General features: G+C 52.7%; 13 protein-coding genes and 1 pseudogene. 9 read left to right on the top strand and 5 right to left on the bottom strand.

Annotation, left to right across the window (positions count from 1 at the left end):
* Window positions 1–24 precede the first annotated feature (24 nt).
* Entirely contained in the window at window positions 25–2,313 is a 2,289-nt protein-coding gene (gene opgB, locus ACR6JA_RS10535; protein ID WP_494492718.1) for a phosphatidylglycerol--membrane-oligosaccharide glycerophosphotransferase, read from the bottom strand.
* Between the two features lie 433 nt (window positions 2,314–2,746).
* Here opgB and ahpC point away from each other — a divergent pair, with 433 nt between their 5' ends.
* Both ahpC and ahpF read left to right on the top strand, forming a co-directional pair.
* A complete protein-coding gene (gene ahpC, locus ACR6JA_RS10530; protein ID WP_008460202.1) occupies window positions 2,747–3,310 on the top strand; it encodes an alkyl hydroperoxide reductase subunit C in 564 nt (187 codons plus the stop codon).
* An 80-nt stretch (window positions 3,311–3,390) separates the two neighbouring features.
* Complete coding sequence (gene ahpF, locus ACR6JA_RS10525) at window positions 3,391–4,959, top strand: alkyl hydroperoxide reductase subunit F (RefSeq protein WP_085542494.1); 1,569 nt, start codon at window positions 3,391–3,393, stop codon at window positions 4,957–4,959.
* An 81-nt stretch (window positions 4,960–5,040) separates the two neighbouring features.
* Here the strand turns inward: ahpF and cysS are convergent, their stop codons facing one another.
* Window positions 5,041–6,426 (bottom strand): cysteine--tRNA ligase, encoded by a 1,386-nt coding sequence (gene cysS, locus ACR6JA_RS10520; RefSeq protein WP_213716875.1) that lies wholly within the window; start codon window positions 6,424–6,426, stop codon window positions 5,041–5,043.
* A gap of 175 nt (window positions 6,427–6,601) precedes the next feature.
* Between cysS and ppiB the strand changes: the two genes are divergently transcribed.
* The 5 genes from ppiB (at window position 6,602) to mnmH (ending at window position 10,759) form a co-directional block, all read left to right on the top strand.
* Complete coding sequence (gene ppiB, locus ACR6JA_RS10515; RefSeq protein ID WP_008460206.1) at window positions 6,602–7,096, top strand: peptidylprolyl isomerase B; 495 nt, start codon at window positions 6,602–6,604, stop codon at window positions 7,094–7,096.
* Entirely contained in the window at window positions 7,096–7,818 is a 723-nt protein-coding gene (lpxH, locus tag ACR6JA_RS10510; RefSeq protein WP_494492717.1) for a UDP-2,3-diacylglucosamine diphosphatase, read from the top strand. The genes ppiB and lpxH overlap by 1 nt, the downstream gene beginning before the upstream one ends.
* Window positions 7,819–7,958: 140 nt before the next feature.
* On the top strand, window positions 7,959–8,468 hold the full coding sequence (gene purE, locus ACR6JA_RS10505) for a 5-(carboxyamino)imidazole ribonucleotide mutase (protein ID WP_038480306.1): 510 nt from the start codon (window positions 7,959–7,961) through the stop codon (window positions 8,466–8,468).
* Window positions 8,465–9,535 (top strand): 5-(carboxyamino)imidazole ribonucleotide synthase, encoded by a 1,071-nt coding sequence (gene purK, locus ACR6JA_RS10500; protein WP_494492716.1) that lies wholly within the window; start codon window positions 8,465–8,467, stop codon window positions 9,533–9,535. The genes purE and purK overlap by 4 nt, the downstream gene beginning before the upstream one ends.
* A gap of 126 nt (window positions 9,536–9,661) precedes the next feature.
* Complete coding sequence (mnmH, locus tag ACR6JA_RS10495) at window positions 9,662–10,759, top strand: tRNA 2-selenouridine(34) synthase MnmH (RefSeq protein ID WP_494492715.1); 1,098 nt, start codon at window positions 9,662–9,664, stop codon at window positions 10,757–10,759.
* Here mnmH and ACR6JA_RS10490 read toward each other — a convergent pair.
* Complete coding sequence (locus ACR6JA_RS10490) at window positions 10,749–11,957, bottom strand: MFS transporter (protein WP_494492714.1); 1,209 nt, start codon at window positions 11,955–11,957, stop codon at window positions 10,749–10,751. The genes mnmH and ACR6JA_RS10490 overlap by 11 nt on opposite strands.
* A 380-nt stretch (window positions 11,958–12,337) precedes the next feature.
* Here ACR6JA_RS10490 and ACR6JA_RS10485 point away from each other — a divergent pair, with 380 nt between their 5' ends.
* Both ACR6JA_RS10485 and ACR6JA_RS10480 read left to right on the top strand, forming a co-directional pair.
* The gene (locus ACR6JA_RS10485; protein ID WP_494492713.1) at window positions 12,338–13,357 is read left to right on the top strand and encodes a hypothetical protein; all 1,020 of its coding nucleotides are present in this window, start codon (window positions 12,338–12,340) and stop codon (window positions 13,355–13,357) included.
* 372 nt (window positions 13,358–13,729) lie between these two features.
* A pseudogene (locus ACR6JA_RS10480) lies at window positions 13,730–14,124 on the top strand (IS30 family transposase); the annotation flags it as partial.
* A 173-nt stretch (window positions 14,125–14,297) separates the two neighbouring features.
* Here ACR6JA_RS10480 and ACR6JA_RS10475 read toward each other — a convergent pair.
* The gene (locus tag ACR6JA_RS10475) at window positions 14,298–14,678 is read right to left on the bottom strand and encodes an adenylyltransferase/cytidyltransferase family protein (RefSeq protein WP_494492712.1); all 381 of its coding nucleotides are present in this window, start codon (window positions 14,676–14,678) and stop codon (window positions 14,298–14,300) included.
* A 3-nt stretch (window positions 14,679–14,681) separates the two neighbouring features.
* On the bottom strand, window positions 14,682–15,569 hold the full coding sequence (locus ACR6JA_RS10470; protein WP_494492711.1) for a hypothetical protein: 888 nt from the start codon (window positions 15,567–15,569) through the stop codon (window positions 14,682–14,684).
* Between the last annotated feature and the right edge of the window lie 86 nt (window positions 15,570–15,655).

Genomic DNA, 15,655 nt, shown 5'->3' with positions numbered 1-15,655 from the left:
GCCCGTTCCCTCGCCGGGAACGGGTTAGCCGCTCACCGGCACAATTTTCAGCTCCGCCAGCCCCACGCCAATCTTACGCGGCTCATGCCCAAGAATATTGCCTTCGTTGGATAGCTGCGGCTTCGGCGGCTCAATGGTCAGCACTTTACTGCCAGCCGGGTTATCAAAGCGCAGCGTGATGGTAGAAAGCTGGTCGCCAAAAGTAATGGTTTGCGCGTCATCTCCAACCTTCACCGAAACCGGCTCGCCGACGTTTGGCCCAAAGGCTTTGGCCACCAGCACCAGCTCAAACGTTGTCGGCAGCGGATCCTGATACTCAATGGTCACCACCGGTGCCATGTTGGCGTTTGACCAGCGGCCCCAGGCTTCCGGGCGCGAAATGCCGCTGAACTGCTTCACGCTTTGCGGCGCCCCAGCTACGTTAAAGATAAAGCTGTCCGCCTGGTAGCGAATGCTGTTCTCATCCACCTTCAACAGAGCCACATTGTTTTTGAAGCGCTCGTTACTCAGCGCTTGCCCGTCAAACTGCACGTTGTATTCATCCAGCGGTTTATCCACCAGCCGTACCGTTGGCTCCCCGCCAAGCTGCCCCTGGGCTACGCACAAGCCGGTAGAAAGCGCGAGCTGCGGCTCCCACAGGCGCGCCATTTTGTAGCACCGGTCAGCCCAGATAAACCGGTCATCGCTTTTAAAATCCGCCAGCTGATAGCGCAGTGGCGCGGAGTACTCGCTTTCCGGCAGCGGTTCAATTTTGCCTTTGCCGATTTTCAGCAATAGCGGCAGCTTGAAGTGCGCGCCAGAATAACTGAACGTGTTCTTCTTCTGATCGATGCTGTAGCGGCTGATGGTTTTCGGGAAGTTCCACAGATCAATCACGTCCGGCTTCCACTCGGTAACCTTCTCTTTCAGGTTGGTAAAGACCATCGACAGCGACTCGCCCGAGAGACTGCTACGCCCCAGGCCGATGTAATTCCCGCCGCCGAGGATATCCAGCACCGTCGCGCCGTTATCCATCGTATTGCGCTTCACGGCCTTTAATTCCGCCTGCGGTTTGTCACCGCGGATCACAAAGAAGAGGTTCTGCCTGTCTTGCTTGGTGAGGTATTTATATGCCGTATTGTTCATCGCCAGGTGATCGGAAGAGACCACGATCACCGTGTTACGGAAATAAGGAGAGGCTTTGATTTTATCTATCAGCGCCGCGATATGTTCCTGGCTGCAGGAAACGGCGCTGAAAGATCGGTTTTCTTTGCCGTCATAGCTGTAGCTGCGGCGGTTACAGGTTCGCGAGATAAAACCGTCCGGATGATGCGTATCAACCGTCAGGGTAAACAGCGAGAAACGCTTCCCTGCCTTAGAAAGCTCGACAAACTTGTCATAAGCTTCGTCCAGCACCGTATCGTCGTAAAAACCCCAGTTATTTCGGTAATTCGGGTCGGCTACCATTCCCTTCAGCTCCTGCGCGCCGTACATATGCTCGAAACCGTGGGACTGCAGGAAAATATCTTTACCCGCAAAGCGCAGATCTGCGCCCTGGATAAAGTAGTTTTGATAGCCAGATGCCTTAAGAATATCGCCGAGGCAGATGTTCTTCGGGAAGAAGCTCGACATCGACGCCGAGGAGTTCCCTTCGAAAGGCGCAAACAGCGGGATCCCGCACTGCGAGGCCACAATGCCCGCAATGGTGTAGTCCATCCCCGCCATCTGTCCGGTATGGCTGAAATCTATTGCCTGGCTTTTCAGGGCGTTCAGCTCGGGCGCTAAACCGGGAAAAGTCTGCTCATCAAAATAAGTGCGTTCCAGACTTTCGCCGTAGATATACACCAGGTTGAGCTTCGGCTGTTTAATGGTGCCTTCCGGCACTTTATACCAGTCGGCAAAGTCAGACGTGCCGGTGCGGGTCTGGGATTTAATCAGCGACACCACTTGCTGATAAGCAGGCGTTGTTTTGATTGAAAACAGGGCCAGAAACAGCGCCAGGGCACTGTAGCCCAAATGATGAGGATGGTTCTTCCGGCGTAAAATCCAGGTCAGACCGCCAAAAATCGCAATCAATCCGACGGCGAGGCCCAGCCCAGGCAGAATGTATTTGCCGACGCCCGCGCCGGTCATGCTGCTGGTGAGAGTATAGAGCACCGCGTCATTAATGCCTTCGCCGGTAAAATAATTACTGGCCAGCAACGTCACGTTAAGCACGATAAACAGCCCGAGCATCAGCAGGATGATCGACAGCCACCAGATATTTCGACCCGCTTTTACCGCATACACGGTAATCGCCGCCAAAAACAGCACCAAAGAAAGCAATTCGGACAACGCCAATACCTCAACCCTCGCGCAACCTGGCGCGATTATTCATGCAGAAAAATAACAGCCGGTAATTTAACCTTACCGTCATATAGCTGCAATTCCCCTGACATTACTTTGCTCACCACCTCGACTTTTCAGAATATCCCGCGAATTTTAGGACTGATGACCTTTAATAGTTTTCAACGATTACAACCATCGCTACTACAACGAACCGGGGAATTGACCTTTTTAACGCTAAAGTGCTGTAATTTCGCCGCTGTTATAATTTTTTAAAGTGGAATTGTAACGCGCAACACCGGCCACCCCCGCAACGGGTGGCCTTTTTTATGCCCGCAGCAAAGCTGTTAGGAAATACCTCTTGATTCAATAAAGCCTACCCATTAGTGACGCAGCTCAAAATTCGGTACCTTTCTCCCATCGCAAAACGGAGGAAGTTTAGATGTCTTTAATTAATACCAAAATCAAACCATTCAAAAACCAGGCTTTTAAAAACGGCGAATTCGTTGAAGTTACGGAAAAAGATACCGAAGGCCGCTGGAGCGTTTTCTTCTTCTACCCGGCTGACTTCACTTTCGTTTGCCCGACCGAACTGGGCGACGTGGCTGACCATTACGAAGAACTGCAGAAACTGGGCGTAGACGTGTATTCCGTTTCTACCGACACCCATTTCACCCACAAAGCGTGGCACGGCAGCTCTGAAACCATCGCTAAAATCAAATACGCGATGATCGGCGACCCAACCGGCGCGCTGACCCGTAACTTCGAAAACATGCGTGAAGACGAAGGTCTGGCAGACCGCGCTACTTTCGTGGTTGACCCACAGGGCATCATCCAGGCTATCGAAGTGACCGCCGAAGGCATTGGCCGTGACGCGTCTGACCTGCTGCGTAAAGTGAAAGCTGCTCAGTACGTGGCTTCTCACCCAGGCGAAGTTTGCCCGGCTAAATGGAAAGAAGGCGAAGCGACTCTGGCTCCATCTCTGGACCTGGTCGGCAAAATCTAAGTTTTACCCGCGTTACCCTCTTTTATTTTACGGCTACTCGTTTGGTAGCCGTTTTTTTCTCGCCACCAGGGAGACTGACCATGCTCGACACAACAATGAAAACCCAGCTCAAAGCTTATCTTGAGAGACTAACGAAACCTGTTGAGTTGATTGCCACGCTGGACGACGGCGCGAAATCCTCTGAAGTAAAAGAACTGCTGGCAGACATCGCTGAGTTATCCGACAAAGTTTCTTTCAGCATTAATAACGACCTGCCGGTGCGCAAACCGTCGTTTTTAATCACTAACCCAGGCTCAAGCCAGGGCCCGCGCTTTGCCGGCTCCCCGCTGGGTCACGAATTCACTTCCCTGGTGCTGGCCTTGCTCCAGGTCGGCGGTCACCCGTCCAAAGAATCTCAGGATCTGCTGGCGCAAATCCGTGAGATCGACGGCGACTTCCATTTTGAAACCTATTATTCCCTCTCCTGCCACAACTGCCCGGACGTTGTGCAGGCGCTGAACCTGATGAGCGTGCTGAACCCGCGCATCACCCATACCGCTATCGACGGCGGCGTTTACCAGAATGAAATTCAGGAACGCAACGTGATGGGCGTGCCTGCCGTGTTCCTGAACGGCAAAGAGTTTGGTCAGGGCCGCATGACGCTGGCTGAAATCGTGGGCAAAATTGATACCGGCGCAGAAAAACGCGCGGCGGAAGCGCTCAACCAGCGTGAAGCTTATGACGTGCTGATCGTCGGCAGCGGCCCTGCGGGCGCGGCGGCGGCAGTCTATGCGGCGCGTAAAGGCATCCGTACCGGCCTGATGGGTGAACGCTTCGGCGGCCAGGTACTGGATACCGTGGATATCGAAAACTACATTTCCGTGCCGAAAACCGAAGGTCAGAAACTGGCGGGCGCGCTGAAAGCCCACGTGGACGACTATGACGTGGACGTGATCGACACCCAAAGCGCCAGCAAACTTATCCCGGCGAAAACCGAAGGTGGCCTGCACCAGATCCAAACGGCATCAGGCGCCACGCTGAAAGCGCGCAGCATTATCGTGGCGACCGGCGCAAAATGGCGCAACATGAACGTGCCGGGTGAAGATCAGTATCGCACCAAAGGCGTGACCTACTGCCCACACTGCGACGGTCCACTGTTTAAAGGCAAGCGCGTGGCGGTCATCGGCGGCGGGAACTCCGGCGTGGAAGCGGCCATTGACCTGGCGGGTATCGTCGAGCACGTCACCCTGCTGGAATTTGCCCCAGAAATGAAAGCTGACCAGGTACTGCAGAACAAAGTGCGCAGCCTGAAAAACGTCGACATCGTGCTGAACGCGCAGACGCTGGAAGTGAAAGGCGACGGCAGCAAAGTGACCGGCCTGCAGTATAAAGACCGCGTGACCGAAAGCGTGCATGACGTTGCCCTGGCCGGCATCTTCGTCCAGATCGGCCTGCTGCCGAACACCACCTGGCTGGAAGGCAGCGTGGAGCGCAACCGCATGGGTGAAATTATCATCGACGCGAAATGCGAAACCACCGTCAAAGGCGTATTCGCCGCGGGCGACTGCACCACCGTGCCTTACAAACAGATCATCATCGCGACGGGCGAAGGCGCGAAAGCCTCCCTGAGCGCGTTTGATTACCTGATTCGCACCTCAGCACCAGAATAAAGCACCTGCCAATAAGGCCGCGCCACAGCGGCCAGCCATAAAAAAAGCGGCTCATTGAGCCGCTTTTTCACGTTCTAAACCTTACTTACGACGCCAGGTCGTGCCGCCCGCGCCGTCTTCCAGCACAATGCCCATCTCGTTCAGACGGTCACGCGCCTGGTCCGCCAGCGCCCAGTCTTTCGACTGACGCGCATCGTTACGCTGCTTGATCAGCGCTTCGATTTCCGCCACTTCGCCGTCGTCCGCCTGCGCGCCGCCCTGCAGGAACTGCTCCGGATCCTGCTCCAGCAGGCCCAGAATTGCAGAGAGCTTACGCAGCGCCGCTGCCAGTCCGTTTGCCGCCGCAAGATCTTCCGCTTTCAGGCGGTTCACTTCGCGGGCCATATCGAACAGCACGGAGTAGGCTTCCGGGGTGTTGAAGTCGTCGTCCATCGCTTCGCGGAAGCGGGCTTCGAAGGCTTCGCCCCCGGCTGGTGCGACATTGCTGTCGGTGCCGCGCAGCGAGGTGTACAGGCGCTCCAGCGCAGAGCGAGCCTGTTTCAGGTTCTCTTCGCTGTAGTTGAGCTGGCTGCGGTAGTGGCCGGACATCAGGAAGTAACGCACGGTTTCCGCGTCGTAATACTTCAGCACGTCACGCACGGTAAAGAAGTTGCCCAGCGATTTGGACATCTTCTCGCGGTCAACCATCACCATCCCGGAGTGCATCCAGGTGTTGACGTACTCGCCGTCGTGGGCACAGGTAGACTGCGCGATTTCGTTCTCGTGGTGCGGGAACATCAGATCGGAGCCGCCACCGTGAATGTCAAAGTGGTTACCCAGCTCTTTGCAGTTCATGGCGGAACATTCGATATGCCAGCCCGGGCGACCTTCGCCCCACGGAGAAGTCCACGCAGGCTCGCCTGGCTTGGACATTTTCCACAGCACGAAGTCCATTGGGTTACGCTTCACGTCAACCACGTCCACGCGCGCACCCGCCTGAAGCTGATCCAGATCCTGGCGAGACAGCAGGCCATAATTCGGGTCGGTCAGCACCGAGAACATCACATCGCCGTTTTCTGCCACATAAGCGTGATCGCGGGCCAGCAGCTGTTCAACAATTTCGATGATTTCCGGAATGTGTTTGGTCGCACGCGGCTCGCTGTTCGGGCGTAAAATGTTCAGCGCGTCGAAATCTTTGTGCATTTCGACGACCATGCGGTCGACCAGCGCCACAAAGTCTTCGCCATTTTCATGGGCGCGCTTAATGATTTTATCGTCGATGTCGGTGATGTTACGCACGTAGTTCAGCTCATAGCCGAGGGAACGCAGGTAGCGCGCCACCACGTCAAACGCAACAAAAGTACGGCCATGGCCGATGTGACAGAGATCGTAAACGGTGATACCACACACGTACATGCCTACCTTTCCGGCATGAATAGGTTTGAATTCCTCTTTTTGGCGAGTCAGTGTATTAAATATTTTTAACATCAGGGGATTCCATGTAAGCGTGTGGAAGAATACTCCCGGTTATCTTACCCGATTATTTTCCCCGACGGCAGTCTGCTTTGCATTACTGACTATGATGTAGCGTTATGCTATAACAGCGTGCTGGTACGACGGCACCGTTTGCCGCCGTACTCTCTGACACTCATAGGATGCAAGCATGGTTACTTTTCACACTAATCACGGCGACATCGTCATCAAAACTTTTGATGATAAAGCGCCTGTTACCGTTAAAAACTTCCTGGACTACTGCCGCGAAGGCTTCTACAACAACACCATTTTCCACCGTGTGATCAACGGCTTTATGATCCAGGGCGGCGGTTTCGAACCGGGTATGAAGCAGAAAGCGACCAAAGACACCATTCAGAACGAAGCGAATAACGGCCTGAAAAACACCCGCGGTACGCTGGCAATGGCTCGTACCCAGGCTCCGCACTCTGCTACCGCACAGTTCTTCATCAACGTTGCCGACAACGACTTCCTGAACTTCAGCGGCGAAAGCCTGCAGGGTTGGGGCTACTGCGTGTTCGCAGAAGTGGTCGAAGGGATGGACGTGGTTGAGAAAATCAAAGCCGTTTCCACCGGCCGCAGCGGTATGCACCAGGATGTACCGAAAGAAGACGTTATTATCGAAAGCGTGACCGTCAGCGAATAATGTCGACGCTGTTTATTGCAGATTTACACCTCTGCCCAGAAGAACCGGCGATTACCGCCGGTTTTCTGCGTTTCTTATCCGGTGAAGCCCGCCAGGCGGATGCGCTCTACATCCTTGGCGACCTGTTCGAAGCCTGGATTGGCGACGACGCCCCGGAGCCACTCTACCAGCAAATCGCCGCAGCGATTAAAGCGGTGGTTGATGCCGGCATTCCCTGCTATTTCATTCACGGCAACCGGGACTTTTTACTCGGCAAGCGCTACGCCAAAGCCAGCGGCATGACGCTGTTGCCGGAAGAAAAACTCCTCGATATTTATGGCCGCAAAATCCTGATCATGCACGGCGACACGCTGTGTACCGACGACGAAGGCTACCAGGCGTTTCGCCGCAAGGTTCATCAGCCGTGGCTGCAGAAGCTCTACCTTGCCCTGCCGCTGTTTATTCGGCAGCGTATCGCCGACCGTATGCGCGCCGACAGCCAGGCGGCGAATAATATGAAGTCGCTGGAGATCATGGATGTGAACCCGCAGGCGGTGGTCGACACCCTCACCCGCCACAATGTTCAATGGCTGATTCATGGGCATACCCATCGCCCGGCGATTCACGAACTTGAGGCTAACGGGCAACCCGCTTTCCGCTGCGTGTTAGGCGCATGGCATAAAGAAGGGTCGATGATAAAAGTCACGCCGGAAAACGTCGAACTGATTCATTTTCCTTTCTGACCTAAAAGCCCGCTTTTTTGCCGATTCGTTAACCACGCAACCGTTTTCCTTGCCGGAAGTTCGTGCTATTCTCTGAGCCCTTCTGATACGGGCGCCCGTCGCCCGATGATGTCTGCACACCCACAGGAGTTTTGAGACGCATGTCTTCTGAGCACACCCCGGCGCGTATCGCCATTGTTATGGGTTCCAAAAGTGACTGGGCCACCATGCAGTTCGCCGCTGAAATCCTTACCGCCCTGAATGTCCCTCACCATGTCGAAGTCGTCTCCGCCCACCGCACGCCGGATAAGCTTTTCAGCTTCGCCGAGCAGGCCGAAGCCAATGGCTACCAGGTGATCATCGCCGGAGCCGGGGGCGCAGCGCACCTGCCGGGTATGCTGGCCGCGAAAACCCTGGTCCCGGTGCTGGGTGTGCCGGTCCAAAGCGCTGCTCTTAGCGGCGTGGACAGCCTTTATTCTATCGTCCAGATGCCGCGCGGCATTCCGGTCGGCACGCTGGCCATAGGTAAAGCCGGAGCCGCCAACGCCGCCCTGCTGGCCGCGCAGATCCTGGCCCTGCATGACGCAGACCTGAGCCAGCGCCTGGCAACCTGGCGTCAAACCCAGACCGACGAAGTGCTGGATAATCCGGACCCACGGAGTGAAGCATGAAGCGCGTCTGTGTCTTAGGTAACGGCCAGCTGGGGCGCATGCTCCGCCAGGCCGGTGAGCCGCTGGGCATCGCCGTTTACCCTGTCGGGCTGGACGCCGAGCCGGAAGCCGTGCCGTTCGCCCAAAGCGTGATCACCGCCGAGATTGAGCGCTGGCCGGAAACCGCGCTCACCCGCGAACTGGCGCGCCATAACGCCTTCGTTAACCGCAATATCTTCCCGATCATCGCCGACCGCCTGACGCAAAAGCAGCTGTTCGATAAGCTCGGCCTAGCCACCGCGCCGTGGCAGTTGCTTTCCGGCAGCCACGAATGGCAGGACGTGTTCAGTAAGCTGAGCTCTCTGGCTATCGTGAAGCGCCGCGTGGGTGGCTACGATGGCCGCGGCCAGTGGCGCTTACGTGCCGATGAAACCGACCAGCTGCCGGCAGAGTGCTACGGCGAATGCATCGTCGAGCAGGGCATTAACTTCTCCGGCGAAGTTTCTCTGGTAGGCGCGCGCGGCCACGACGGCAGCACGGTGTTCTACCCGCTAACTCACAACCTGCACCAGGACGGCATTCTGCGCACCAGCGTTGCCTTCCCACAGGCTAACGCCGAACAGCAGCGCCAGGCCGAAACCATGCTCACCGCCATCATGCACGAGCTGGGCTACGTCGGGGTGATGGCGATGGAGTGTTTCGTCACGCCAGCCGGCCTGCTGATCAACGAGCTGGCCCCGCGCGTACACAACAGCGGGCACTGGACGCAAAACGGCGCTTCAATCAGCCAGTTCGAGCTGCACCTGCGCGCCATCGTGGATTTGCCGCTGCCGCAGCCTGTCGTTAATGCCCCGTCGGTGATGGTGAACCTGATAGGCACCGACCTGAACTATGCCTGGCTGAAGCTGCCGCTGGTGCACCTGCACTGGTACGACAAAGAAGTTCGTCCGGGCCGCAAAGTCGGGCATCTCAACCTGAACGACAGCGACACCGGCCGCCTGAGCGCCTCGCTGGAAGCTCTGGTTCCCCTGCTCCCGGCCGAATACGCCAGCGGCATTGCCTGGGCGCAGAGCAAACTGGTGAAGTAAAACCGCACCTCATCTGACCCTCTGTTTGACTTTAGAGGGTCAGACCATTTTCCCCCTTCCCCTTTCCTTTGCCCGACCAGAAGCGCACAATTCCCCCGTTTCGCCGCTTCAGACTAAGGTTATGCCATGGAAAAACGCCCCAACACGCAGGACTACGACCGCCTGCTGCTCAACGACATCCCGCTGATTGACGTTCGCGCCCCGGTAGAGTTCGCTCAGGGTTCAATGCCCGCTGCCCATAACCTACCGCTGATGCTGGACGACGAGCGCGCGCAGGTCGGGACGTGTTATAAGCAGCAGGGCCAGCAGGCCGCCGTCGAACTGGGGCACCGGCTGGTGAGCGGCGAGCGAAAAGCCAGCCGAATCGAACGCTGGCTGGAGAGCTGCCGCCAGCAGCCGACAGGCTATTTATGCTGTGCCCGGGGCGGGATGCGCAGCCACATCGTCCAGCAGTGGCTGCGGGACAACGGCCTCGAGTACCCGCTGGTGACCGGCGGCTACAAAGCCCTGCGCCAGCACGCCATGCAGGTGATTGAAACCCGTTCTCAGTGGCCGATGATTATCGTCAGCGGCAACACCGGCTGTGGCAAAACTATTCTGATCCGCACGCTGCCGACGGGCATTGACCTTGAAGGCCTGGCGCACCATCGCGGCTCGTCGTTTGGCCGCACGATTGTCGCCCAGCCTTCTCAGGCCAGCTTCGAAAACAATCTCGCCGCCACCCTGCTGAAAATCAGCCCGACCGAGCCAAAAACGCTGGTTGTGGAAGATGAGGGCCGGATGATTGGCTCCCGCCATATTCCCGAAGCCTTCAGAGAACAGATGCTGCGCTCGCCGATTGTGGCCATCGACGATCCGTTCGAGCTGCGGCTGGAGCGCCTCAAAAACGAATACTTCCGCCAGATGAGCGAGGCGTTTTTATCCGTCAGCGAGGAAGAAACCGCGTGGCGCGATTACGCCGAATACCTGCACCACGGCCTGTTTGCCATCCGCCGCCGCCTGGGCATGGAACGCTTCCAGCAGTTCACCGCCAGGCTGGACGAAGCCTTATTAACCCAGCGGAAAACCGGCTCCTGCGAAGGCCATCTGGCCTGGCTGTCGCCGCTGCTGAAAGAGTATTACGACCCGATGTACCGCTATCAGCTCAGCCAGAAAGCCGACCAGATCGTCTTCCGGGGGGATTACCAGCAGGTCGAAGCCTGGCTGCGCAGCGTTAACGAGTAGCCGGTTTTTCCCCGGCGGCGAGCGTCAACCCGAGTCCGGTCACCGCCAGCCCGACCAGCGGAATACCCACCGCCCACGGCAACGTAAACGCCAGCGCGAACAGTGCCGTGCCGGTGGCTGGCCCCACCGAGCCCTGCAGATCGCTCACTACCGAAAGCGCCGCCATATATGTTGCGCGTAACCGCGCCGGGGCTAACTTGTTCACCGCCGTCGGGATCAGCGGGCCGGTCATCATCTGGGACAGCGAATAGAGGCAGACTGCCATCACCAGCGTGACGACGTGTGGATGTGCCAATAGCAAAACAAAGGCAGTAATCAGCGCCAAACCCGCACTGAGCGTGATGAACATCGCAGAGCGTCGGGCAAACAGCTTCGTTAAAGCCAGCTGGCCGACCGTATTAATCCCCGCGCCAAACGCGAACAGATAACCAATGCTGGCGGCGCTCATTCCCATCTGATTGCTGGCGTACAGCGGCATAACGGCCTCCACCCAGCTCCCGGCGACGCCCAGCAGCAGCACCCAAATCAGCAGCCCGGCCAGGCGGCGGTCCCGGAACGCGGGCAGCAGCGCGCTGAGTCCCTCTTCATCATCGGCCTCATCGTCCACTCCAGCGGCCAGCGGACGCGTTTCCGCCAGAGAGATCGTCAGCATCAAACCACCGATCACCATCACCGAACCTCCGGCCAGAAAGACGTAGCCCAACCCCTTTTGCACCAGCACCGTGCCCAGCAGTGGCCCGGCTATAGCGCCCGCCCCAGAACACACGCGCATGATGCTGAACTGGCGGCGATGTTCCGAGGCTGGCGTGGCGTCCGCCACAACGGTATAGATGGTCGGGTGCAGCACGGATTCGAACAGTCCAATAACGATCAGCACGGCGGCAGCCGCAAAGACGCCGTTCGCAAAGAACAGCGCGATAAACCCCGCCCCGACGCCGGTCGCCGAAATAATCAAAACGGGCCTTCTGCCCACGCGATCGGCAATGCCGCCAATAAACGGCGCGGCCAGCAGCTCGCCCCCGGCATAGCAGCCGAACAGCAGGCCAATAAACTCCACCGGAATAGCCGCAGACTGCTGCGCCCAAAGCGGGAAAAAGGGCACAATCGCGCCGTCGACCAGGCCGACAATGAAATAGAGGATAAAACCCAGAACGTGAGGCTTGCGATATGAAACAAGGGGAGATGCAAACAGTGCCATGATATTACCCAAGTACAATTACCCCGAATGCCGGGGAGAATATGTACGTTGGATAACGTTAACGTTTACGACTTGCGAGAAGCTGGAGCGATACTAGCCAATCGCCGGGGAAAGGGCAACTGTGAGTTTTAGGGGCTGGTGGTGGGTGGGGGATTGGGGTAGTTTGGGTTTGCTCAGATGTACGGAATGAACTCGACAACAGCCTGCTTGGCATCAGTTTAGAGATCAAAAAATATTTCACAGCTAGCGTAGTTTTTAAACATTCCTTACCATTAAATGTGTCTTATCTTCAGGTACTTGTCTTTCATTACCTTAGCCCTGCTAGAAACGAATGTTCCTGAAAATTAATAGTACAAAATTACAACAACAATGGAGCCAGAATGACTATACAAACCAGTGATCTTTTAAAAACGCTTACGGCATGTATTGAAGTTCTTAATTTAATAGATACACAGGCAAGAAAGGGATTAGCAGATGTATTCCCGGATAAGATTGCACTACGCACAGATATGTCTCTGCAAGTGGCAATCATGGCTGAACAGGCGGAGAAATTATCATCACTGCAACCCCACTCAACACTATTCGGACTGGTGTGTCATGAAGATGACCATCAGGTACTGATAAAACTATTCCTCGATGATTTAGTTCAGTTTACGACGCTTAATGACATTGATCTAGGTATGAATATGATGTCATTTGGCCAGACGAGGATTGCTGAAAACGCTTTTTATCACCTCGCTGTTTCACCTTTACTTTCGAACACATATAAGACGATCGATCAAATTGCCGGACGAGTCTTTGATACATATTCCATCCCGTTCAAGCTGCGTGCAGCACTAGAGCTGAAGCTACGAAGCATCATAGGGTTTGAAAAATATGAAATAATTCAAGATGAAAAAACAATACATACCTCAAGAGAACTACCTTTCTCGCGTATTCTGAAAGAGTTGCAGTCAATTGATTGTCTTGAACTTCCATGTTCTCTGGCCAATATCAAGAATGTCTACCAGTGGGCCTGCAACTTCTGCCATACCGGAGAGAAAGAGTATCTCTGGCTCACCATGAAAGCACTGGAACTTGTCTCTCCGTTGTTTATTTATCCGGAACAGAAGAAGGTTCAAGTAGACATTCAGAAATTCTGGCCAACCGAAGGAATTAGTGAGGAAGAAAAAATTCAACGTCTTCTTTCATTTAAGGGGCCAGTATCTCCGCTGTGTTACTTACGTGATGGCTGGACTGTCCAACGTATTCAGAGTGCACTAAATGATGCAGAGGAGACTAGAAGAACAGTTGCTTTCGCAAAAGGGCACAAGCGAAAAACCTATAAATTCAGCCTTTCTGAAACGAACCTTACTGAGGTTGCACCGTACTATTGCAGTCGTACCAAACAGTATGTCTGAGCATTCTTAATGGGGGGAGAAAACAGAGATCAGTCAGACAACGGCGTAGGCAATACGGCTCAAACGACAACTGATGCCTGCCAATAGGGCTTCTGATAACATTACGAAACGGATAAATAGGCAACCTGACGTGACCCCTGCGGTAGCCATAGTGGACCCGGGTTTCAGTGATCTCCTTGATACGAAGGCGGAGCGCGCTGTCGTCTGCCGCCACAGAGCGGTAGCGGAAAGAGCTGCGGCTGATCCGTTGGGCAAAAACAGTCTGCTCTTCGGTGAATCGCGACTTTTTCATCGGCACAACCTCCGCTCAGGGGAGTGGTCATCATGCCAGAATTCTGTTTCTGAATGGAGCAGGATTTTGGGGCAGGGTCAATTATGCTGGTCAAAATCAGAGACAACAAGACCATAGCTGTTATATCTGCACTCATCAGACAAGCCCGGGAATCACCTATTGAGCTTTATAAAATATAAACATTGGAGAGAGGGCTGAGATGACCAGTCACACCCGATTTACTGTAGCGACAGACATTCAGATTTATTTCTGTGCTCCTCAACCTCCCTAGCAACGCAGCTCCAATGAAAATACAAACAGATCGCTCAGACAGTATTTTCCAAAAGGAACTGACTTATCAGTTCACAGCCAACAAAGACTAAACAGTGTTGCCAGACAGTTCAACGAGATGTCGAGAAAAATGCTAGACTATGAATCACCTGCAGAGCGGCTCAATCAATGTATTGCATCCATCGGTTCAACTCACAGCCAATAACAGACGTTAATGCTATTAAAAAGTTTAAAACTAGGTTGTGGTTATTTATGATGCTATTAAATTCAAGTGGACTTATGAGTTTATTTATTTACGAAATCACAAAAACTTATCATCTGTTTTATTTTTAATTTCTAAAACAGCAATCCATAAATTTAATAAAACATTATTGAATATCAATTCCGCAAGAGATATTGCGATATTAATATAGATGTCGATATCCCTTCGGTATAAGGAATACATATGATTTTGTTATCTTTTTTGTGAATCTTCATCATGTTATCGCTAGAGCGAAAACAAATATCAGGGTGATATTTGTTGATGTATACATCAGATTTTCCTATTTTCTCAAACGCGTAATCACAATAAACGCTAACGTACTTTAGGCGAGTTAATAAATCGTCGATGGGTCTGGCATCACCTTTTAATATTTTTGCTCTATAATCAGAATCGACTCCGACAATTAGAAAGTCACATAACTCCTTACAAGCTAGTAAATAATTTCTGTGGCCTGAATGGAAAAGATCAAAAATTCCAGACGTATATCCAGTTATCATATATCACCTAAATATTTTTATTGCTGATTTTTTTAAAAATAAATAATCCAACTCGCGATAAACGCCCAAGTAAATATTCAAATTTAAAGTAGATGCGGCATGCCTTAAATCATGATCTAATACATATTTTATTAATTCCAACTGTTTATAAATTAAACTGGTAGGGTCTTGTTGAGCGCTTCCTATACCAAAGATAGGAATAAAAATACTCTCAAAAGAGTTGTTGATGCAATTTTTTATTGAATAGGAAATTATTTTTTTTATTGAGTCAACACTATAACTTATTGTGTTATCCCTATTTTTTTTGATTGCAACTGCATGAATAACACACTTAACACCATACTCTTTTAATTTCAAAGGTTGCGAAGAAACACATGTACCAAGATTAAAATCATTATGTTTGTTGTTCATGTTTTTAAAATGAACAATATTTTCATGCAATGGATCAGATATAATTTTCCCAACATCATCCTTTGATGATGCCATATTCCTCACTCTACCAGATATTGATGTGCTTGATAAACTGGCCAATTCCAAATCACTATTCTCAGATGTCACAATTACTTGGATATTCCTTGCATCTTCTATAGAACCGAAATATGAATATAGATTTATATTCTTATAACTCAGAATTTTACCCACGCTCAACTCGTTAACTATTTTAGTTTTTGATGGCAATGGCATTTGAGAAAAAATAACAAACAAAAATAACAAAATAAAAAACTCTATTAATGCGAGTATGATTGTTATTGAAGCACCTTTTCCCTTCAGTGAAAGAAAAAGAGTGCTAACATAATCTGGCAATAATGGCATAATCTTGCCGATAAAATCTGAGAACGGAACATATTCTATAAAAAAATATAGAACTGTAAACAAAAAAATGGTAGCCACATACTGAATGCACCTACCAAATAAATTCTTATCTTGGCTTATCTTTTTCTTGTAAAATAAAAAAGAATAATAAATATATTTCGGTT

This window comes from Cedecea sp. B1(4) (assembly GCF_059414925.1).
This window is presented reverse-complemented; position numbering and strand designations above follow the sequence as displayed.